The sequence below is a fragment of the Cellulomonas hominis genome (genome assembly GCF_901521055.1).
Classification (GTDB): domain Bacteria; phylum Actinomycetota; class Actinomycetes; order Actinomycetales; family Cellulomonadaceae; genus Cellulomonas; species Cellulomonas endometrii.
Genome location: NZ_CABEGA010000025.1, coordinates 23,441 through 42,873 on the forward strand (window position 1 = coordinate 23,441; position 19,433 = coordinate 42,873).

At 76.5% G+C, this 19,433-nt stretch carries 21 protein-coding genes; 7 read left to right on the forward strand and 14 right to left on the reverse strand.

Annotated elements, in window-relative coordinates:
- Positions 1–23 precede the first annotated feature (23 nt).
- From KJP73_RS07115 to KJP73_RS07135, 5 genes are all read right to left on the reverse strand, one after another.
- Positions 24–1,088 (reverse strand): threonine aldolase family protein, encoded by a 1,065-nt coding sequence (locus KJP73_RS07115; RefSeq protein WP_213282102.1) that lies wholly within the window; start codon positions 1,086–1,088, stop codon positions 24–26.
- A 42-nt stretch (positions 1,089–1,130) separates the two neighbouring features.
- Positions 1,131–1,535, reverse strand: a complete 405-nt coding sequence (locus KJP73_RS07120; protein WP_213282103.1) for a Fur family transcriptional regulator — start codon at positions 1,533–1,535, stop codon at positions 1,131–1,133.
- Positions 1,536–1,672: 137 nt separating this feature from the next.
- On the reverse strand, positions 1,673–1,954 hold the full coding sequence (locus KJP73_RS07125) for an HU family DNA-binding protein (RefSeq protein ID WP_179686257.1): 282 nt from the start codon (positions 1,952–1,954) through the stop codon (positions 1,673–1,675).
- Positions 1,955–2,141: 187 nt separating this feature from the next.
- Positions 2,142–3,209: a PHP domain-containing protein gene (locus KJP73_RS07130; RefSeq protein WP_249669179.1), complete on the reverse strand. Its 1,068-nt coding sequence runs from the start codon at positions 3,207–3,209 to the stop codon at positions 2,142–2,144.
- 3 nt (positions 3,210–3,212) lie between these two features.
- The gene (locus KJP73_RS07135; RefSeq protein ID WP_213282104.1) at positions 3,213–4,226 is read right to left on the reverse strand and encodes a Ku protein; all 1,014 of its coding nucleotides are present in this window, start codon (positions 4,224–4,226) and stop codon (positions 3,213–3,215) included.
- A 75-nt stretch (positions 4,227–4,301) separates the two neighbouring features.
- Here KJP73_RS07135 and KJP73_RS07140 point away from each other — a divergent pair, with 75 nt between their 5' ends.
- The 3 genes from KJP73_RS07140 to KJP73_RS07150 all read left to right on the forward strand — a co-directional run bounded on the left by KJP73_RS07140 (position 4,302) and on the right by KJP73_RS07150 (position 6,812).
- Positions 4,302–5,228: a DNA ligase gene (locus tag KJP73_RS07140; protein WP_249669185.1), complete on the forward strand. Its 927-nt coding sequence runs from the start codon at positions 4,302–4,304 to the stop codon at positions 5,226–5,228.
- Entirely contained in the window at positions 5,228–6,130 is a 903-nt protein-coding gene (gene ligD / locus KJP73_RS07145; protein ID WP_213282106.1) for a non-homologous end-joining DNA ligase, read from the forward strand. The genes KJP73_RS07140 and ligD overlap by 1 nt, the downstream gene beginning before the upstream one ends.
- Before the next feature lie 97 nt (positions 6,131–6,227).
- Positions 6,228–6,812 (forward strand): Dps family protein, encoded by a 585-nt coding sequence (locus tag KJP73_RS07150; RefSeq protein ID WP_213282107.1) that lies wholly within the window; start codon positions 6,228–6,230, stop codon positions 6,810–6,812.
- 80 nt (positions 6,813–6,892) lie between these two features.
- Here KJP73_RS07150 and KJP73_RS07155 read toward each other — a convergent pair whose 3' ends face one another.
- Entirely contained in the window at positions 6,893–7,102 is a 210-nt protein-coding gene (locus KJP73_RS07155; RefSeq protein WP_213282108.1) for a hypothetical protein, read from the reverse strand.
- 138 nt (positions 7,103–7,240) lie between these two features.
- Between KJP73_RS07155 and KJP73_RS07160 the strand changes: the two genes are divergently transcribed.
- On the forward strand, positions 7,241–8,527 hold the full coding sequence (locus KJP73_RS07160; RefSeq protein WP_213282109.1) for a sensor domain-containing phosphodiesterase: 1,287 nt from the start codon (positions 7,241–7,243) through the stop codon (positions 8,525–8,527).
- A 92-nt stretch (positions 8,528–8,619) separates the two neighbouring features.
- Positions 8,620–9,795, forward strand: a complete 1,176-nt coding sequence (locus tag KJP73_RS07165) for a M20/M25/M40 family metallo-hydrolase (protein WP_249669180.1) — start codon at positions 8,620–8,622, stop codon at positions 9,793–9,795.
- A 21-nt stretch (positions 9,796–9,816) separates the two neighbouring features.
- Here the strand turns inward: KJP73_RS07165 and KJP73_RS07170 are convergent, their stop codons facing one another.
- From KJP73_RS07170 to KJP73_RS07190, 5 genes are all read right to left on the reverse strand, one after another.
- Positions 9,817–10,671, reverse strand: a complete 855-nt coding sequence (locus KJP73_RS07170; RefSeq protein ID WP_213282110.1) for an aminotransferase class IV — start codon at positions 10,669–10,671, stop codon at positions 9,817–9,819.
- Between the two features lie 48 nt (positions 10,672–10,719).
- Positions 10,720–11,259, reverse strand: a complete 540-nt coding sequence (locus tag KJP73_RS07175) for a flavodoxin family protein (protein ID WP_213282111.1) — start codon at positions 11,257–11,259, stop codon at positions 10,720–10,722.
- Positions 11,260–11,397: 138 nt separating this feature from the next.
- Positions 11,398–12,105, reverse strand: a complete 708-nt coding sequence (locus KJP73_RS07180; protein ID WP_213282112.1) for a GAF and ANTAR domain-containing protein — start codon at positions 12,103–12,105, stop codon at positions 11,398–11,400.
- 177 nt (positions 12,106–12,282) lie between these two features.
- Positions 12,283–13,077, reverse strand: a complete 795-nt coding sequence (locus tag KJP73_RS07185; RefSeq protein WP_213282113.1) for an ANTAR domain-containing protein — start codon at positions 13,075–13,077, stop codon at positions 12,283–12,285.
- Positions 13,078–13,192: 115 nt separating this feature from the next.
- Positions 13,193–14,188, reverse strand: a complete 996-nt coding sequence (locus KJP73_RS07190) for a phosphotransferase family protein (RefSeq protein WP_213282114.1) — start codon at positions 14,186–14,188, stop codon at positions 13,193–13,195.
- A 50-nt stretch (positions 14,189–14,238) separates the two neighbouring features.
- Here KJP73_RS07190 and KJP73_RS07195 point away from each other — a divergent pair, with 50 nt between their 5' ends.
- A complete protein-coding gene (locus tag KJP73_RS07195) occupies positions 14,239–14,847 on the forward strand; it encodes a DinB family protein (protein WP_213282115.1) in 609 nt (202 codons plus the stop codon).
- 55 nt (positions 14,848–14,902) lie between these two features.
- Here KJP73_RS07195 and KJP73_RS07200 read toward each other — a convergent pair whose 3' ends face one another.
- Both KJP73_RS07200 and KJP73_RS07205 read right to left on the reverse strand, forming a co-directional pair.
- Positions 14,903–15,700: an NAD-dependent epimerase/dehydratase family protein gene (locus tag KJP73_RS07200; protein ID WP_213282116.1), complete on the reverse strand. Its 798-nt coding sequence runs from the start codon at positions 15,698–15,700 to the stop codon at positions 14,903–14,905.
- Positions 15,701–15,740: 40 nt separating this feature from the next.
- On the reverse strand, positions 15,741–17,387 hold the full coding sequence (locus tag KJP73_RS07205; protein ID WP_213282117.1) for a GGDEF domain-containing protein: 1,647 nt from the start codon (positions 17,385–17,387) through the stop codon (positions 15,741–15,743).
- 117 nt (positions 17,388–17,504) lie between these two features.
- Here KJP73_RS07205 and KJP73_RS07210 point away from each other — a divergent pair, with 117 nt between their 5' ends.
- The gene (locus KJP73_RS07210; RefSeq protein ID WP_213282118.1) at positions 17,505–18,413 is read left to right on the forward strand and encodes a formate/nitrite transporter family protein; all 909 of its coding nucleotides are present in this window, start codon (positions 17,505–17,507) and stop codon (positions 18,411–18,413) included.
- Here KJP73_RS07210 and KJP73_RS07215 read toward each other — a convergent pair.
- Entirely contained in the window at positions 18,404–19,381 is a 978-nt protein-coding gene (locus KJP73_RS07215) for a M15 family metallopeptidase (RefSeq protein ID WP_213282119.1), read from the reverse strand. The genes KJP73_RS07210 and KJP73_RS07215 overlap by 10 nt on opposite strands.
- Between the last annotated feature and the right edge of the window lie 52 nt (positions 19,382–19,433).

A 19,433-nucleotide genomic window follows, 5' to 3' on the forward strand; every position in this document is an offset into this window, starting at 1 on the left:
GCGGCGGGGGTCAGGCCGCGGGGTCAGGCCGCGGTGGCGACCGCGGCGCGGACCGCGGCGACGAAGTCGTCCACGTCCTGCTCGCGGGTGTCGAACGCGCACATCCAGCGCACCTCGCCGGTGGCGGCGTTCCAGTCGTAGAACCGCCGCACCGCGCGCAGCTCGTCCGCGACGCCCACCGGCAGCGCGGCGAACACCGCGTTCGCCTGGGTCGGCTGGGTGATCCGCACCCCGGGCACCCCCTCGACGCCGGCGCGCAGCCGGGCCGCCATGGTGTTCGCGTGCCGGGCCGAGCGCAGCCACAGGTCGCCCTCGAACAGGGCGATCAGCTGCGCGGACACGAAGCGCATCTTCGACGCCAGCTGCATGTCGACCTTGCGCTGGAACTCGATGCCGGGGGTCGACCCGGGCGTCAGCTCGACGACCGCCTCGCCGAACAGCGCGCCGTTCTTGGTGCCGCCGAGCGACAGGACGTCGACGCCCACGTCGGTGGTGAGGGCGCGCAGCGGGAGGTCGAGCGACGCCGCGGCGTTGACCAGCCGGGAGCCGTCGAGGTGCACCCGCATCCCGAGGGCGTGCGCGTGCTCGGTGATCGCCCGGATCTCGTCGGGGGTGTAGACGGTCCCGAGCTCCGTGGCCTGCGTGATCGACACGACCCCGGGCTGGGCGCGGTGCTGGTCGCCGAACCCGTGCGCGTGCCGGGCCACGAGCTCCGGGGTGAGCTTGCCGTCGGGCGTCGCGACGGTCAGCAGCTTGAGGCCGCCGACGCGCTCGGGCGCCGCGTTCTCGTCCGTGTTGATGTGCGCCGTCTCCGCGCAGATGACGGCCCCCCACCGCGGGAGCATCGTCTGCAGGGCGAGGACGTTCGCGCCGGTGCCGTTGAACACCGGGTACGCGGTCGCGCCGGGCCCGAAGTGCGCCCGCAGCACCTCCTGCAGGTGCGCGCTGTACGGGTCGGCGCCGTACCCGGGGACGTGCCCCTCGTTGGCCGCGGCCAGGGCCGCGAGGATCTCCGGGTGCACCCCGGCGTAGTTGTCGGAGCCGAGCTCGCGTCGGTCGGGGTCGTGCAGTCTGTCCACGCCGACCATCCTGCCGCAGCCCGGGGGGTGCGGCGTCCGGCCGTCCGCCCGTCAGCCGGCGCGCAGGGCGCGGCACTCCGCGCAGGTGCCGAGCAGCTCGATCGTGTGCTCGACGTCGGAGAAGTCGTGCGCGGACGCGACCTGCGTCGCCCACGCCTCGGCGCCGGGCCCGTCGATCTCGACGGCCTTGCCGCAGTACCGGCACACGAGGTGGTGGTGGTGGCTGCGCCGGACGCAGCGGCGGTACACGGCCTCGCCGTCGGGCGAGCGCAGCACGTCGACCTCGCCGGCGTCGGCCAGGGTCTGCACGGCCCGGTACACCGTCGCGAGGCCGGTCGTGGAGCCGCGGCCGCGCAGCATGTCGTGCAGCTGCTGGGCGCTGCGGAACTCGTCGAGGTCGTCGAGGAGGGACAGGATCTCCGTGCGCTGCCGGGTGGTGCGCTGCGTGACGGCCATCGTGCGTGCTCCCTTCGCCCCGCCCACCAGGGTCTGGTGCGGGCGGCTGACCATCTTAGGCCACGAGCCGGGGACCCGGTGCGGGTCCCCGGCTCGCGGGGGTCACGGGCGCGGGGCCCGCGGTGCTGCGTGCGTCGTCAGCTGGCGACGGCGCGCTTGAGGGCGCTGCCGGCGGTCAGCTTCACGCGGAAGCCGGCGGGGATGTCGAGCTTCTCGCCGGTCTGGGGGTTGATGCCGGTGCGCGCGGCACGGTCGGCGCGGGACACCGCGAGCAGACCCGGGATGGTCACGCTCTCGCCGGCGCTGAGCTGCTCGACGAGGACCTCCTGGAAGGCCTTGAGGGCCGCGTCGGCAGCGGTGTTGGTGAGCCCGGCCTTGGCGGCGATGGCCTGGACGAGCTCGGTGCGGTTCACGCTCACGGATGTGCTCCTTGTGGATCGAACTTGGCGTGCGGGCCGCTCGTGGCCCCGGTTCGGGGCGTCAGCATCCGGCGGACCGACGCGGACGACCATAACGGCAGGTGGGCCGCTTCCTGCAACGCGACACCCCCGCGTGTCGGGCGGCGTGTCGGGCCGTGTGTCCCGCGGGTGGCCCGCCCGGCTCCGCTCAGCGACCGGTGCGGCGGCCGTCGAGGTGCTCGCGCAGGCGGTCCAGCGGCCACGCGTCGAGCACCCGGTCGGGGCCGATGCCGTGCGCGGCGGCGCGGTCGCAGCCCACCGCCTGCCACGAGAGCTGACCCGGTGCGTGCGCGTCGGTGTCGACCGTGAACAGGCAGCCGGCGTCCACCGCGACGTCCAGGAGCGCGTGCGGCGGGTCGAGCCGGTCGGGCCGGCAGTTCACCTCGACGGCGACCCCGTGCTCGGCGCAGTCGGCGAACACGGCCTCGGCGTCGAACTCGCTGGCCGGGCGCTGCCGCCTGCCGGTGAGCTGCCGGCCGGTGCAGTGCCCCAGCACGTCCACCAGCGGGTTCGCGACGGCCGCGCGCATGCGGCGGGTCATCGCCGCGGAGTCCATCCGCAGCTTGGAGTGCACGGAGGCGACGACGACGTCGAGCCGGTCCAGCAGCTCGGGCTCCTGGTCCAGCGCGCCGTCGTCGAGGACGTCGACCTCGATGCCGGTCAGCACCCGGAACGGCGCGATCGCCCGGTTCAGCGCCTCCACCTGGTCGAGCTGGGCCCGCAGCCGCGCCGGCGACAGGCCGTTCGCGACGGTCAGGCGCGGCGAGTGGTCGGTGATCGCCAGGTACTCGTGGCCCAGGTCCATGGCGGCCAGCACCATCTCCTGGATCGGCGTCGACCCGTCACTGGCATCGCTGTGCGCGTGCAGGTCGCCGCGCAGCGCCGCGCGCAGCTCCGCGCCGGGTCCGGTCGCCTCCGCCGCGGGGTACCGCTGCTCCAGGTCCACCAGGTACGGGACCGGCCCGCCCTGCGCCGCGGCGGTCGCGACCTCGGCGGTCCGCGCCCCGACGCCCGGCAGGTCGGTCAGCGTCCCGGCGGCCAGGCGCGCCTGCACCTCGGCCGCGGCGGTGCGCTCCAGGGTGCGGACCGCCGCGCGGAACGCGTCCGCCCGGTAGGAGGTCGCCCCGCCGCGCTCCAGCAGGAACGCGGCCCGCCGGAGCGCGGCGACGACGTCGGACTGCACCCGGGCGGCGTCGGCGCCGGTCGTGCCCGCCACGCGTCAGGACGCCCGCTTGCGGCGGGGGCGCGCGGGCTTCTCCTCCGGCGCCTCCTCCGGCTCGGCCTTCTTCGTGCGGGAGGCGCTGCGGGCGGCGGGCTTCTTGGCGGGCGCCTCGTCCGCGTCGTCGTCCGCCGCGGCCTTCTTCCGGCCGGACGACCGGCGCGCGGCGGGCTTCTCCGGCGCGGCGCCGGCGGACTCGGCGGCGTCGTCCGTGCCGTCGCCGCGACCGGCCCGCGCCTTCTCCACGCTGCGCTGCAGGGCGGCCAGCAGGTCCACGACCTCGCCGCTCTTCCCGGCCTCGCCGTCGTCCTCCTTCTGCGGGACCTCCTGCGTCCTGCCGGTCGACACCTTCGCCTCGATCACGGACTCCAGCGCGGCGCGGTAGCGGTCCTCGAACCCGGACGGGTCGAAGTCGCCGGCGAGGGACTCCACCAGCGACGACGCCATCGCGAGCTCCTGGGGCCGCACGGTGACGTCCTGGTCGAGGATCGGGAAGTCGGCCTCGCGCACCTCGTCCGGCCACAGCAGCGTCTGCAGGCAGATCACGTCGTCGCGCACCCGCAGCACCGCCATGGACTCGCGCTGGCGCAGGGCGACCTTGACCACGGCCATCCGCTCCGTGCTGGTCAGCGCCTCGCGCAGCAGCGCGTACGGCTTGGCGGCCGTGCGGTCCGGCTCCAGGTAGTAGGTCTTGCCGAGCAGGATCGGGTCCACCTGGTCCCCGGGCACGAACTCGATGACCTCGATCTCGCGCTCCGTGGCGAGCGGGAGCTGGTCGAGGTCCTCGTCGGTGAGCACCACCAGCCGGCCGTCGTCGGTCTCGTACCCCTTGGCGATCTCGGAGTACTCGACCGGCTCGTCCTCGATGCTGCAGAACTTCTTGTAGCGGATGCGGCCGCCGTCCTTCTTGTGCACCTGGTGCAGCGGCACCTCGTGCTCGCCCGTCGCGGCGTACAGCTTGACCGGCACGTTGACCAGCCCGAACGCGACGGCGCCCTTCCAGATCGCGCGCACAGCTACCACCTTCCCGGCGGGGCCGTCCCCCGCGACGAAACGTCGTGCTCTGGGCAGGATGGACCCGTGCTGCCCATGCTCGCCACCCCTGTGCCCGTTCCGGGGCACCTCCCCGACGGCCCGGAGTGGCTGTTCGAGGTCAAGTGGGACGGCGTCCGCATCCTGGCAGACACCACGGGAGACCGCCTCCGGCTGCTCGGGCGCAACGGCCGGGACGCCGCGATCGCGTACCCCGAGCTCGGCGGGCTGGCGGACCTGCCGGCCGGCACGGTGCTCGACGGCGAGGTGGTGGCGATGCGGGACGGCGTCCCGTCGTTCCCGGCCCTCGCCGAGCGGATGCACGTGCGCGACCGGACGCGGGCCGCGGCGCTGGCGGCGCGGTCCCCCGTGAGCTACCTGGTCTTCGACGTCCCGGTGCTGGCGGGCGAGGACCTCTCGCGGCTGCCGTTCACCGAGCGGCGCGACGCGCTGGAGGGGCTGGAGCTGCCCGCCCACGTGCAGCTCTCCCCCGTCTACGCCGACGGGGGCCTGATCTGGGAGGCCACCCGCGGGCAGGGCCTGGAGGGCGTGGTGGCGAAGCGGGCCCGGTCGACCTACCAGGCGGGGCGGCGCTCGGCCGACTGGCTCAAGGCGGTGCACCACACCACCCGGACGGCCGTCGTCGGCGGCTGGCGGCCGGAGACCACCGGCAGCGGGCGGCTCGGCGCGGTGCTGCTCGGTGCGCCCGACGCGCACGGCGACCTGCACTTCCTGTGCCGGGCCGGCAGCGGCCTCGCCGGCGCCGCCGCACGCGAGCTCACCGCGCTGCTCCGGCCGCTGGAGCGCGCCACCTCCCCGTTCGCCGACCGCCTGGAGCCGGTCGACACCCGCGGCACCGTGTGGGTGGAGCCTGAGATCGTGCTCGACGTCCGCTACCTCACCCGCACGCCGTCCGGACGGCTGCGCCAGCCCGTGATCCGCGGGCGGCGCGAGGACGCCGGCGTCGACCCCTGGGAGGCCTGATGACCCCGCCCACCACGCCGAGGGAGCCGCCCCAGCGCGTGCGCATCGACGGCCGGGACGTGCGGCTGACGCACCTGGACCGGGTGCTCTACCCGTCGACCGGGATGACCAAGGCCGAGGCGATCGACTACGTCGTCCGGGTCGCGCCCGCCCTGCTCGCGCAGCTGCACGACCGGCCGGTGACCCGCATCCGGTTCCCCGAGGGCGTCGGCGGCGAGACCTTCTTCGAGAAGAACACCCCGCGGGGCGCCCCGCCGTGGCTGCGCCGGCAGACCCTGCCCGCCGCCCCGGGCAACGAGGACGACGAGGGCAAGGAGCTCGACCTGCCGTTCCTCGACGACGTCGCGTCGCTGGTGTGGGCGACCAACGCCGGCGCCATCGAGCTGCACACCCCGCAGTGGACCGTCGGGCCGCGCGGCGGGGTGCGGAACCCGGACCGGCTCGTGATCGACCTCGACCCCGGTGCGCCGGCGGGGCTGGACGAGTGCGCCCGCGTCGCGCACCTGGTGGCCGACCGGCTGCGCGAGGACGGCCTGTCGACCGTCCCGGTGACGTCGGGCAGCAAGGGGATGCAGCTCTACGCCCCGCTCACCGGGCGGCGGACCGCGATGGAGGTCCGGCAGTACGCGCGCGACCTCGCGCACGAGCTCGCCGCCGCGCAGCCGGACCTCGTGGTCGCGGTCATGCGCAAGGAGCTCCGCGGCGGCAAGGTGCTGCTCGACTGGAGCCAGAACCACCCCGCGAAGACGACGATCACGCCGTACTCGCTGCGCGGGCGCGAGGAGCCGGCGGTCGCGGCGCCGCGCTGGTGGGACGAGATCGGGCCGGGGCTGACGCAGCTGTCGCCCGCCGACGTGCTGGACCGGCTCGAGACCGAGGGTGACCCCTTCGACCAGGCCTGATGCCGCCGCGACCAGCGATTGCGGCGGGGCGCGGGTTGCGGCAGCGTGGGGTGCGGCCGGCGTCGTCGGACGCCGAGACTCACGAGGAGGACACGACATGGCTCGCCGCACCGAAACGCCGAAGTACACCGTCCCGACGCTCTCCGTCGAGGACGGCGGAAAGGTCGCCGCGGTCCTGCAGAAGCGCCTCAACGCCCTGAACGACCTGGCGCTGACCCTCAAGCACATCCACTGGAACGTGACGGGCCCGCACTTCATCGCGGTGCACGAGATGATCGACCCGCAGGTCGACGCCGTGCGCGCGATGGTCGACGCCATCGCCGAGCGCATCGCCACCCTCGGCGTCGCGCCCATCGGGACCCCGGGCGCCCTGGTCCAGGACCGCACCTGGGACGACTACTCCATCGGTCGCGCCGGTGCGATCGACCACCTCGGCGCGCTGGACGAGGTCTACGTCGGCGTCATCGAGGACCACCGGGCCGCGGCCGACGAGACCGAGGACCTCGACACCGTCACCAACGACCTGCTGGTCGGGCACCTGCACGAGCTCGAGCTGTTCCACTGGTTCGTCCGGGCGCACCTCGAGTCCGCGGGCGGCGAGCTGTCCACGCACGCCGCGCACGGCGAGAAGGAGGCGGCGCGCCAGGCCGGCGCCGCGGCGAAGGGTGCGGCCTCGCGCTGACGCCCCCCAGGACGCCCCAGGGACCGCCGAGGCCCCGGTCACCGCAGGGTGACCGGGGCCTCGTGCTGCCGGTGCTCGTGTCAGAGGCGCTCGGCCTGGTCCCAGTCGTCGGAGGCGGCGATCGCCTCGTCGTCGGGGACGAGCTCGCTGTCCCGCAGCGAGCGGGGCGCGCGCCGGGGGTCGCCGCCGGAGCGCGCGTCGGCGGCGCGCAGCTCGGCCTCCGACGTGCGGGGCTCGGCGAGGTGCTCGGCGGCGGGGTCGGAGGTGAGGTTGCGGGGGCGCGAGGTCATGCTCCGGTTGTACCCCGTCCGGGCCCGCGGGACCAGTGCGGCGCACGGTCGCGACGCCTCCCCGCCGACACCTGCATCAGACAGACACTTCTCCCGCCGAGCCCTCACATCGCCGCGCGACCAGCCGATGGGCAGGTCGTGACCCTCCTGTCCGCCCCGGAGCGCCCCCGCCGCCTCCCGGTCCCGGAGCTGCTGCGCACCGGCGGGGTGAGCTGCGCGTACCAGCCGGTGGTCGAGCTCGCCACGGGCGAGGTGCTCGGGCGGGAGGCGCTGCTGCGCACCCCTGAGGGCTCGGGGTGGGCGTCGCCGCTGGACGTGCTCGACGCGGCCGAGGCCGACGGCCTGCTGGGCGAGCTGGAGCAGGCGGCGATGTCCCGGGCGCTGGCCGACGCCGCGGCCGCCTCGGGCGGTGCCTCGCACACGCTGTTCCTCAACATCGAGCCCCGCACGCTGTCCCGGCACCTCCCCCTGGTGCTGGCGACGCTCGCCCAGCGGGGGCCGCAGGTGCGCGTGGTCGTCGAGATCACGGAACGGGCGCTCGCCCTCGACCCCGCCGGCATGCTCGACGCCGCGGGGCGCCTGCGCGCCGCGGGCTGCGCGATCGCCCTGGACGACGTCGGCGCCGTCCCCGAGTCCCTGGCGTTCATCCCGCTGCTCGCGCCCGAGATCATCAAGCTGGACCTCCAGCTCCTGCGCACGCTCGAGGACCCGGAGACCATCACGGTCGCCGGCGCGGTCCGCGCGCGGGCCGAGGCCACCGGTGCGCGGGTCGTCGCGGAGGGCATCGAGACGCGCGAGGACCTGACGCGCGCCCTGGTCCTCGGCGCCGACCTCGGCCAGGGCTGGTACCTCGGCCGGCCCTCGCGGGAGCTCCCGGCCGGTGAGCGGCACGGGGGGCGCCTGCCCCGGCCGCACGCCCCGCTCGGCGGGAGCGCGACCCCGTACGAGATCGTCGCCTCCCGGCGGGCGGTGCGGCTCGCGCCCAAGCACCTGCTCCTGCCGCTGTCCCGCACGCTGGAGCAGGCCGCCCTCGCGCACCGCGTCCCGCCGCTCCTCCTCGGCGCGTTCCAGGACGAGCGGTTCTTCACCGGCCGCTCGTCGGACCGGTACGGCCGGCTCGCCCAGCGGCTGCCGTTCGTCGGCGCGCTCGGCACCGGCCTGCCCGCCGCGGTCCCGGACGGGGTGCGGTGGGCGACCGTCGGCCCCACCGAGCAGCTCGCGCGCGAGTGGGCAGTCGTCGTCCTCGGCGCTCACGAGTCCGTCGCGCTCGTCGGGCGGGAGGTCGCCGCGACCCCGTGGACCGTTCCCGGCGACCGCGCCGACGGCGCGCGGGAGTTCGAGTTCGCCGTCACGCACGACCACGGCCTGGTCGCCGAGGCGGCGCAGTCGCTCCTGCGACGGTTCGGGGCGGAGTCGCGCGGCTGAGCCGCTGGGCTCGCGGGGGGCTGAGCCCCGCGGGGCGAGCCGCCGCCGGGACCGGGTCGCGTGGACCGGGCCGCGGGCCTAGCGTCCGGTGCGTGAGCGACCGCCCCTCCGTCGGTGACGGGATCGCCGGGCTCGCGGCGCTCCCGCGCGCCGCGCGGGACCGGCTGCCCACCGACGTCGAGCGCCTGCTGCGCTACGTGGCGCTGGAGACCCCGACGGGCGACGTGGCCGCGCTCGACGCCCTCGCGGACCTGGTCGTCGCGGACGGCGCGGCGACGAGCCTGGCCGGCGGGCGGGTGCCGACGGCGCCGTCGACCGCCGACGCTGTCCGCCTCGAGCTCCCCGGCCGCGGCGCGCGGGCGGGCGACTCCCCCGCGGTGCTGCTCGCGCACCACGACACCGTGCACCCGGCCGGCACGGTCCCCGTCCGGCGGGACGGCGACGGCGTGCTGCACGGGCCCGGCACCTACGACATGAAGGCCGGCATCGTCGTCGCGCTGTCCGCCGCGGCGCTGCTCCGCGGGCTGGGGCTCGACCACCGTCCCGTGCGGCTGCTCGTCACCCCCGACGAGGAGGTCGGTTCCCCCGCGTCGGCCGACCTGGTCCGCGCGACGGCTGCCGGTGCGGCGTACGCGCTCGGGCTCGAGGCGCCGACCCCGGACGGCGGGCTCAAGACCGCCCGCCGGGGGTCCACCCGGCTGCGCCTCGAGGTCGCGGGCCGGGCCGCGCACGCCGCGGTCGACCCGGGGGCTGGCGTGTCCGCCACCGACGAGCTGGTGGACCAGCTCCTCGCCGCCCGCCGGTACCTCGCGGGACACCCGTCCGTGCTGGTCAACGTCGGGACCCTGCAGGGCGGCGGTCGCACCAACGTCGTCGCGGAGCACGCGCACGCCGACCTGGGGCTGCGGTTCGTGACCGCGGCGTCCGAGCGCGCGGTGCTCGCCGGCCTCACGGCGCCGGAGCCGCTCCGGACCGGCGCACGGGTGAGCGCCCGGGTGCTGTCCCACCGGCCCCCGTGGGAGCCCGGCCCGGCGTCCGACCGCCTGCTCGCGGACGTCACGGCGGCGGCCCGGGCGATCGGCCAGCGGGTCACCGGCGGTCCGGCACCGGGCGCCGCGGACACCAACCTCACCGCGGCGGCCGGGGTGCCGACGCTCGACGGCTTCGGGCCGCGCGGCGGCGGTGCGCACGCGGCGACCGAGCACGTACTGCTGGGGTCGATCGCCGAGCGGGCCGCCCTGCTCGCGGCGGTGCTGCACCGCGTGTGAGCGGGGCGGCCGGCCTGGCGCTCAGGGGTCGGTGCGCTCCCGCTGCCGCTCGGCGAAGACCGCGGCCGCGGCCCGGGTGACGGGGCCGGGTGCGCCCCCGCCGACCGGCACGCCGTCGACCGCGACCACCGGCTGCACGTCGCGGCCGGTCGACGTGAGGAACACCTCGTCGGACGTGGTCAGCGCGTCGTACGGCAGGTCCGCCTCGCGGCCGCCGTACCACTCGAGCACGAGCGCCCGGGTGACTCCGGCGAGGCAGCCGGACGACAGGGGCGGCGTCAGCAGCTCGCCGTCCCGGACGACGAACACGTTGGTCCCGGTGCCCTCGCAGAGCTGCCCGCGGGTGTTCGCGAACACCGCCTCGCTGGCGCCCGCGGCGTGGGCCTGGGCGAGCGCGAGCACGTTCTCCCCGTAGGAGGTCGTCTTCAGCCCCGTGAGCGCGCCGACGTCGTTGCGGCGGTACGGCACGGTGATCACGGACGTCGCCAGGTCCGGGTCGTGCCCCGGGGTCACGCCGAGCACGAGCGTCGGCGGACCGTCGACCCGGCCGCTGCCGAGCAGACCCGGCCCGCCGGTGAAGGTGATCCGCAGCAGGTCGAAGGCGCTGGTCAGCAGGTCGCGGTTCGCGTCGACCACCTCGTGCGCCGCCCGGCGCACCGTCTCGACGTCGAACCCGGTCAGGCCGATCCCCGCGGCCGAGCGCGCCATCCGCTCCAGGTGCCGGGACAGCGCGAAGATCCGGCCGTGGTCGATCTTCACGGCCTCGAACACGCCGTCGCCCACCACGAAGCCGTGGTCGCGGGCCGAGGTGGTGGCCCGGGCCTCGGGGACCAGGCTGCCGTTGACCCAGAACTGCGTCGACGTGACGTCCTTCACCGCTGCGCTCCTTCTCGTCCGTGCCCTCCCGCGCAGCGTACGCGCGGGTCAGCCGGCCAGCGCCGTGCGGGCGACCTCCCCGGCCCACGCCTCCGCCCGGTCGAGCTCGCCGTCGACCAGCGGACCGTGCATACCCGTGACGTGGAACCCCTCGGGCGGAGCGGCCAGGCTGCACCCCGCGGCGCGCAGCCGCTTGGCCATGCCCGCGGCGGCGCGCTTCGGGAGCGGCCGGTCCACCCGCGTGTCGAAGGTGGCCGCGGGGACCCCGTCGAGGCCGGTCAGCTGGTCGAGCCACTCGCGCACCCCGCGGCCGGTGTCCGCCCCCGGCAGGGCCTCCGCGCGCTCCCGGGCCTCCGGCGTCGTCAGGTGCTCCTGCCGGCTGGACCGGGTCTGCGGCCGGCTCATCGAGAACGCGTGCGTCGGACCGCCGACCACGAGCAGGTCGGTGAGCAGGGCGTCGGGGGCGTCCAGGACGTTCACCACCTCGACCGTGAGGTGCGGCGACGCCGCGCGCAGCCCTCGCGCCACCGCCTCGGCGACCGCCTGGCTGTTGCCGAACATGCTCTCGTACACCACGTGCGCCCGCATGGCGCCCTCCCGCGTCGCGCTCCGGCCGGGTGCGCCGTCGCACCGGCTCTGCCCAGGACGCTAGGGCCCGGTGCGCCGCGCGACCTGGGTCGACGGTCCCGGGTGCGGGGACCGGGTCAGTCGGCCGCGGGGACCGGGTCAGTCCCCCGCGGGGACCGGCCGGGCGCCGGCCTCGTGGACCGTCCGCGCCACGACGGCCGCGGCGACGACGTCGAGCGGCCGGCCCTGCGCGCGCTGGAGGGCGCCGAGCACGCGCCGCGCCTCGCCCTCGTCGCAGCCGTGCACCTCCATCAGGACGCCGACCGCGTGCTGCACCGACGCGCGGGTCCGCCGGTTGGCGGCCGACGCGGGGGGCACCGGCTCGCGCGCCGGGATGGTGCTGTGCAGGTCGATGAGCGACGCGATCTGCTGGGCGAACCCGTCGACGCGGCGCACCACCTCCGGCCCGCAGCTGCCGGGCTCGTCCAGGTACAGCGACAGCGCCGCGTGGCCGCCCCGGGCCAGCGGGGCCGGCACGGCGACCACGCAGCCGAAGCCCTCGCCCAGCGCGGTGCGGCGCCAGGCGTGCCACTCCTGCGACGCGCGCAGGTCGGGCACCACCACGGGGGCCGCCGTGTCCAGCACCGCCCGCCACGGCCCGTCGGACCCCACGACGACCGCGTCGCACCGGTCCGCCCGCTCGCCGGAGCTGGTGATGAGCCAGTCCGTCCCGCGCCGCCTCGCCCACGCGGACGCCTCCACGCCGCTCCCGGTCCGACCGGCCACGATCTCCGCCAGGTCGTCCAGGAGCGCCTGCACGCTCCTCGCCGGTTCCGTGCCCGGCCACACGTCGCACACCTCGGCCATGTCTCTACGCCCCCTGAGCGGCAGCAGGTGCGGGCCTCCTCGCCGAGGGCCGCTGCAGATGCGTGCGCTGCCGGCACGCACGGCCATGGTGGCACGGGCGAGGCGCTGCGAACCACGGTTCGGCCCACGACGTGGCCGCGGGCCCTGCCGCGTCGCCCGGTGGGGTGACGCCCCCGCTCAGCCCGCGGGCCGGCCCGGGCCGTCCGGCCGGGGGAACGTGACCCGCCGGTCGAGCACCTGCCGCACGACGTCGGCGAGCCGCTGGTCCTGCGACCAGGCGCGCCCCCGGAGCAGCGCGTGCGCGTCGTCCGGGGGCAGCCCGGTCTGCCCCACGACCATCCCGACCGCGAGGTGCAGGTCCGCGCGGTCGCTCGCACCCAGTGCCGCCGCGCCGAGCAGCACCGGGGCGAGCGCGTCCGCGAGGACCTGCCCGTCGGCGACCAGGTCGGTCCCGCGCTGGGCGGGCACCCCGTGCACGGTGAGGACCGCGACGGGTTCCGGCGTGCCGTGCGCCCGCCACGACTGCTCGGGCCACGACTGCTCCGGCCACGACGGGGACGGCCAGGCGCGGACCGGCCACGCGCGCACGTGCACCCCTCCGGGGGCGACCTGTCCCGCCAGGACCTCGAAGGCCGGGAGGTCCTCGACGTCTGCCCCGCCGCCGCTGCCGCCCGGTGGGGCGCCGGACGCGGCCCCGCGGCCGAGCACCGCGCCGACCGACCGGCGCTCCCGGAACGCGCGCAGGCCGGGGCCGTCCCCGACGACCTCCTCGGCCTCGTCCAGACGGGCCGCGAGCTCGTCCGTCGCGCACGCGGTGAACCGGGTCGGCTCCGTGGGCGAGCACGTCAGCGCCGCACCGTCCCCGTCCAGCAGCTCGACCGCCGCGCGGCACATCCGCTCGGCGACCGGCCCCGCGCCCTGGTCGGCGACGGCCCGCGCCAACGCCCGCAGCAGGTGCACGCGCTCGGTCACGGGGCCAGTCTCCGGTGGCTCGCCGCCGCCCGCACGCGGGCGCGCCCGTGCGGGCCGGGCCAGCGGGTCGGGCAGCAGTCGGGCAGCAGGTCGGGCTACCGGCCGGGCCAGCGGGTCAGGCCAGCGCGTCCAGCGCCGCGCGGAGGTTCCCCGCGCAGGTCGCACGGTGCGCGTCGGCCCCGGCGCCGGTGTACCCGCGCGGCGCGATCTCGACGAGCATCACGAGCGCCAGGTACAGGCGCGCCAGCAGCAGCCGCACCTCGCCCGACGCGGTGCCGAGCGCCAGCGCTCCCCCGGCCTCGGCGTACCCGGCGAGCAGCCCGGCGGGCACCGGGCCCCGGCCCGTCTGGTCCGCGCCGGCGAGCTCCAGCAGCGGGTCGCCCCACACCGCCCGCTCGGGGTCGATGATGCCCGTGAGCGCGAGCGTCTCCGGGTCGACGAAGAGGTTGCCCGCCCAGAGGTCGGTGTGCACGAGGACCGGCCGCTCCACCTCCGCCAGCGCACCCTCGTGCCGGTGGAGCGTCGCGCGGACCTCGTCCGCCGGGACCTGCGTGCCCCACCGGCCGGCGTCCACCAGGAGCGCCTCGACCATCCGGCCGAACGCCTCGGGCCAGGTGCCGCCGACGAGGCCGCTGTCGGCGTTGGGGTAGCCGAACCGCTCCCCCGAAACGGTGTGCAGGCGGGCCATGAGCGCGCCCAGCTGCGGCTGCACCCGCTGCCGGACCTCGTCGGGGAGCCGGCCGTCCTCGGCCAACGCGGTCAGCGGGACGCCGTCGAGGTGGCTCGCGACCACGACGTCGGACGGGACCGCGGTGCGCGTGAAGTCCGTCAGCAGCAGCCGCGGCATCAGCAGGTCGGGCCGGTCCGCGGCACGGCGGTAGACCTCGGCCTCGGTGCGGAGCAGGTCGCGCTCGTAGGTGAGCAGCCGGTCCGTGTCCGTCGGCGCCGTCTTGGCGACCACGCGGGTGCCGTCGCGCAGCGTCGCCCGGTAGGTGGTCGCGAACAGTCCGCCGGTGAGCGGCTCCAGGTGCACGACCTCGCCGATCGGCGCGAGGACCGCCGGCAGGGCGTCGCGCAGCAGCTGGTCGTGGTCGACGGTGACGGGAGACATGCAGGTCACGCTAGCGGCGGCGTGTCGGTGGGGGCGGGCAGACTCGCGTCATGGACGACAAGGCGACCCTGCACCACTACCTGCGCCGGCAGCGCGAGGACCTGCTGGCCAAGCTGGACGGCCTGGGCGAGTACGACGCCCGCCGCCCCATGACGGCGAGCGGCACCAACCTCGCCGGGCTGGTCAAGCACGTGGCGAGCGTGCAGCTGGACTACCTCGGCGTGGTGTTCGGGCGCCCCTCGGGGCGGGACCTGCCCTGGTTTGCGGACGACGCGGAGCCCGAGGCCGACATGTGGGTCCCGGCGCACGAGTCGCTCGCGTCCGTGCGGGAGCTGCACGCGTTCTCCGCGGCGCACGCGGACGCCACGATCGAGGCGCTGCCGCTCGACGCCCCGGGCCACGTGCCGTGGTGGCGGCCGGAGAACGCCGACGTGACGTTGCAGCGGATCCTCGTGCACCTGGTCGCCGAGACCGCCCGGCACGCCGGCCACGCCGACATCCTGCGCGAGACGATCGACGGCGCGATGGGCAACGGCCCGCAGGACCCGAACGTGCCGGCCCGGGGCGCCGACGCCTGGGCGGCGCACCGGGCCCGGATCGAGGCGGCGGCGCGCGACGCCGCGGCGCAGGAGCCGGCGGCCCCGGAGCAGGCGGGCTGAGCGGTGGCGGAGCAGGCGACGCCGGGGCTGACGGGCTGAGTGGTCGCGCAGCGCGTCACGCCAGCGGGTCGGCGGCCACCATCGCGTGCCCCAGCACGCCCTCGGGGCCGTCGTACGGCTCGACGTCGTCGGCGAACGCCTCGCCGTCGTCCTCCGGCACGTACCCGAGCGCCCGCGCGGTGGACAGGTCCCACCACGCCCGGGTGTTGCCGGAGATGCCGTACGCGATCGTCGGTCCCGCCACCGCGCCGCGCAGCGCCGCGTCGGTCAGCCGCACCGCGTCGCCGGGGCTCAGCCAGATGCCCAGGTCGAACGTCGTCCGCGGCCGCTCGTCGCACAGGCCGATCCGCAGGGACACGACCTCGAGCCCGTACTTGTCGGCGTACAGGCTGCCCAGCGCCTCGCCCGCGACCTTGGAGACGCCGTAGAACGAGTCGGGACGGGGTGTGCGGTCGACCGGCGCCTCCTGCCCGGTCGGGTAGTAGCCGACCGCGTGGTTGGAGCTGGCCAGCACGACGCGGCGGACACCCGCCCGCCGGGCGGCCTCCAGGACCCGGTACGTGCCGTCGATGTTGGCGCGCCGGATGCGCGTCCACGTGTCCTCGCTCGGGATGCCGGCGAGGTGCACGACCGCGTCGGCGCCGGCCATCGCGGGAGCCAGCCGGTCGAGCGCGTCCTCGTCGGTGAGGTCGGCGGCGGTGAACGTCTCGCCCGGGCCCGGCGCGGGATCGGGCCGGTCCGCGTCCACCAGGCGCAGGCGCCACCCCCGCGCCGCCAGCCCCCCGTCCGCCGAGCGGAGGTAGCCGCCGATCCGCCCGGCACCGCCGGTCACCACGATGTCCCGCTGCTCCATGCCCCGCAGTCTGCGGCGCCCGGGCGCGGCGCGCCCGTCGTCAGGCCGTCGGGCCCGCCACGCAGACGCGGTCGCGGCCGTCCGCCTTCGCGCGGTAGAGCGCCGCGTCCGCCCGCGCCAGCGCGCCGGCCACCGGCTCCCCGGGCTGCCGGACCGCCACGCCGATGCTGACCGTCAGCCCGCGACCCGGCATCAGGTCGTCCCAGAGCAGCCCGGCCACCGTGGCCCGCAGCCGCTCGCAGACGTCCGCGGTGGTCGGCGCGCCCACGCCCGCCAGCAGCACCGCGAACTCCTCGCCGCCGTAGCGCGCGGCCAGGTCGTCGCGCCGCAGGGCCCACTGCAGGGCGTCGGCCACCCGGACCAGGACGGCGTCCCCCACCTGGTGCGACCAGGTGTCGTTCACGTGCTTGAAGTGGTCGATGTCGAGCAGGGCGACCGCGAACGTCGGGCGCTCGACGGACCAGCGCTCGAGCTCGACGTCGAGCGTGCGGCGGTTCGCGAGCCCCGTGAGGGCGTCGTGCGCCGCCTCGTGCGCGAGCCGGGCGTTGCTCTCCTCCAGCGCCTCCGACCGCCGGCGCTCCGCCTCCGCCTGGCGCTCCGCCTGCTCCACCTCCATCCGTGCCCCCAGCAGCGCGGCCCGGCGCTCCGCCTGCGCGTCCCCGAGCCGCGACGTCAGGTCGTGCAGCTCCCGCAGGGCGGCGAGGGCCGCGACCGGGTCGCCCAGCGCCTCGTGGGCGTCCGCCAGCACCCGCAGCAGCTCCATCCGCTCCGCCGGCCGTCGCAGCCCGTCGCACAGCACCATCCCGGCGCGCGCCTCCGCGACGGCCTCCTCGAAGCCGCCCGACGTGGCCAGCAGGACGGCGCGGATGCGGTGCAGGGTCAGCTGCTGACCGGTCGACGGGAACCGTGCCAGCATCAGCGCGGCCGCGTCGAGCACGGTCCAGCAGGCGCCGGTGTCCCCGGCCAGGGCGTGCGCGACCGCCGCGGTGAACCGGGCGTCCAGCGCGGTGCGGCTGAGCCCCGCCGCGTCGGCCTCGTCCACGGCCTCCAGGGCCAGCGCGAGCGCGCGCCGCGCCGACGCCCGGGCGCCGCGGGGGTTGTCGGCCGCGAGGCGGCGGCTCGTCTCGACGAACGTCCGCGCGAGGTTCGCCAGCGCGATCGAGGCGCGGTCCGGGTCTCCCGCCTGCAGCCACAGCCGCCGCGCCTGCGTGAGCACCCCCGCGGCCTGCGGGGCGAAGTGCGGCATCGCGGTGTAGACGGAGCCGAGCACGGTGAGGACGTCGGCGGTGCCCGCCACGTCGTCGGCCTCCCGCCGCAGCTCGGCGGCCCGCGTGAGCAGGTCGACGGCGTCCTCGACGTGCCCGAGGTCGTGGTGGACGACGCCCTGCCGGGACAGCGCCCGCGACTCCCACACCAGGGCGCCGCGCTCCCGCGCCAGGTGCTCGGCCCGCCGGGCGTGGTCGAGGGCGCGCCGGTCGTGGCCGAGGGCGTGGTAGGCGACGGCCGCGTGGTAGCTCAGGCGCATCTCCGCACCGGCCGCGCGCTGGGCCACGGCCAGCGGGAGCAGCTGCTCCGCGCGGCGGACGCACGCCTCGGCGTCGGAGTCGGCCAGCAGGGCGAGCCGGTCCACGGCCGCCTCCCAGTCGGTGGGTGCAGCGGTGCCCGTCTCGATCGCGTCGGCCGCCATGGTCCTTCGTTCCTCGCCCGCGGTCCGTCGCGGGGTCGATCACCTCATCGGGCCGTGGACCAGCGCAGATGAGCCCGGCACGCGCTCTTCACCCGGACCTGTGGCACGGTGTCCGGCGTGAGCACCCCCGACCCGCAGTCCCTCTTCCCGGGCAAGCAGTTCATCAGCACCGCGCTCGAGGTCCTGGAGACGAAGACGACGATGTCCGGCGGCCTCGCGCGCCGGTACCTGCAGCGGGCCGCGATGGCGGGCGTGCTGATCGGGCTGCTGTACGCGACGTTCTACGCGGTGCTCGCCGCCTTCTCGGCCGTGGAGGTCGGGGACTCCAGCCTGCGCCCGTTCGGGCGGCTCATCGGTGCCGTCGCGTTCGGCTGGGCACTGGTGTTCATCTACTACTCGCGGTCCGAGCTGCTCACCTCGAACATGATGATCGTCTCGATCGGCGCCTACCACCGTCGCACCTCGTGGGCACGGGCCCTGCGGCTGCTGGGCCTGTGCTACCTCGGCAACCTGCTGGGCGGGCTGTTCGTCGCGGTGCTGCTGCGGTTCTCCACCCTGGTCGAGGGGGCGCCGCTGGACGAGATGGTCGACTCCGTCGCGCACAAGCTCGCGTACGTCACGGACGGCCCGGCCGGCTGGGTGGACCTGCTGATCCGGGCGGTGCTGTGCAACTTCTGCATCAACGTGGCGATGCTGCTGGTCTACAACGGCCTCATCAAGGACGACGTGACCAAGTGCCTCGTGATGATCACGTCGGTGTTCATCTTCGCGTTCATCGGGCTGGAGCACTCCGTCGCCAACACGGTGCTGTTCTCGATCGTCGGCCTGCGCGAGGGGTTGGACCTGGCGGCCGCCGCGGGCAACGTCGGCATCGCGCTGGTGGGCAACTTCATCGGTGGCGGGCTCCTGATCGGGCTGTACTACGCCTACGTCAACGACGACTCCCAGTGGCTGCGCAGCGGCGGGGCGGGGACGAGCACCCCGGGGTCGCCCCGGGCGCAGGCGACGCAGGAGCCTCAGGGGTAGCTGGGGCCGCCGGGCAGGCCGAACAGCTCCTCGAGCGTCGTCACGCCCCGCCGCTGCATCTCGGCGACCACGTCCGTGCCGACGTAGCGCAGGTGCCACCCCTCGGGCGCGTAGCCGGTGACGGCCTGGTTCGCCGCCGTGTACCGGACGAGGAACCCGAACTCCGTCGCTCGCGCCGCGACCCACTGCCCCTCGGGGGTCTGGTCGAAGCACGCCTGGAAGTCGCAGTCGGGGCGGGTGCCGCTGCCCACGTCGACCGCGAGGCCCGTCTGGTGCTCGCTGTGCCCGGGCCGGGCGGAGACCTCGTCGGCGCGCGGCTGCCCGATCCGCGCCGCCCAGTCGGCGTGGACGGCGCCCTGGTACGCGTAGGAGCGGAAGCCGCTGCGCAGCTCCAGCCGGACGCCGTCGGCCGCGGCGGCGGCGAGCATGCGGCTCAGCGGGTCCTGCAGGGCGGCCCGCACCTCGTACCCCGCGACGGCGACCAGGTCCGCCGGGGCGTACTCCGCCGGTGCCAGCGGGAGCGCCTTGTTGACGACGACCCAGGGGCTCGCCGGGTCCGACGTCGACTGCTGCGTCAGGTCGAGCCCCACGACGGCGGGCGGCGTGAGCGTCGTGGCGGGCGCGCTCGGCACGACGAGCGCGGGCGCGGGACCCGCGAGGCGGTCCTGCGCCGGGTCGACGGCCCCCGTGGGCTGCGGCACGGGTCCCAGGCTCACCGAGGGCTCGGACGACCGCGTCGGTCCGGGGCCGGCAGGCGCCGCGGCGACCGGGGCCTCGACGGCCGAGGCCGCCGCCGGGCGGTCGGGCTCGTCCGCCGGGGCACCCTGCAGCGCGAACCCGACGGCCAGGACGCCGACGGCCACCGTGGAGGCGACCTGACCGGCCCGGGCGACGGCGCGCGGCGCGCCCTGGCGCCTCCGGTGCGCGCCCGCGACCCGTCCCCGGGCGTGCTGCGGGCGCGAGGTCACGGCGGTGCTCCTGGTCACGGAAGGGGCGGGGTCGACCCCAGTGTCCGTCGGA

Bases quoted from the DNA above. Each gene is read 5' to 3' on its own strand.
- KJP73_RS07115 (WP_213282102.1), bottom strand. From the start codon at position 1,088: ATGGTCGGCGTGGACAGACTGCACGACCCCGACCGACGCGAGCTCGGC.
- KJP73_RS07120 (WP_213282103.1), bottom strand. From the start codon at position 1,535: ATGGCCGTCACGCAGCGCACCACCCGGCAGCGCACGGAGATCCTGTCC.
- KJP73_RS07140 (WP_249669185.1), top strand. From the start codon at position 4,302: ATGCTCGCCACCCCTGTGCCCGTTCCGGGGCACCTCCCCGACGGCCCG.
- ligD (WP_213282106.1), top strand. From the start codon at position 5,228: ATGACCCCGCCCACCACGCCGAGGGAGCCGCCCCAGCGCGTGCGCATC.
- KJP73_RS07150 (WP_213282107.1), top strand. From the start codon at position 6,228: ATGGCTCGCCGCACCGAAACGCCGAAGTACACCGTCCCGACGCTCTCC.
- KJP73_RS07155 (WP_213282108.1), bottom strand. From the start codon at position 7,102: ATGACCTCGCGCCCCCGCAACCTCACCTCCGACCCCGCCGCCGAGCAC.
- KJP73_RS07175 (WP_213282111.1), bottom strand. From the start codon at position 11,259: ATGCGGGCGCACGTGGTGTACGAGAGCATGTTCGGCAACAGCCAGGCG.
- KJP73_RS07180 (WP_213282112.1), bottom strand. From the start codon at position 12,105: ATGGCCGAGGTGTGCGACGTGTGGCCGGGCACGGAACCGGCGAGGAGC.
- KJP73_RS07190 (WP_213282114.1), bottom strand. From the start codon at position 14,188: ATGTCTCCCGTCACCGTCGACCACGACCAGCTGCTGCGCGACGCCCTG.
- KJP73_RS07195 (WP_213282115.1), top strand. From the start codon at position 14,239: ATGGACGACAAGGCGACCCTGCACCACTACCTGCGCCGGCAGCGCGAG.
- KJP73_RS07200 (WP_213282116.1), bottom strand. From the start codon at position 15,700: ATGGAGCAGCGGGACATCGTGGTGACCGGCGGTGCCGGGCGGATCGGC.
- KJP73_RS07205 (WP_213282117.1), bottom strand. From the start codon at position 17,387: ATGGCGGCCGACGCGATCGAGACGGGCACCGCTGCACCCACCGACTGG.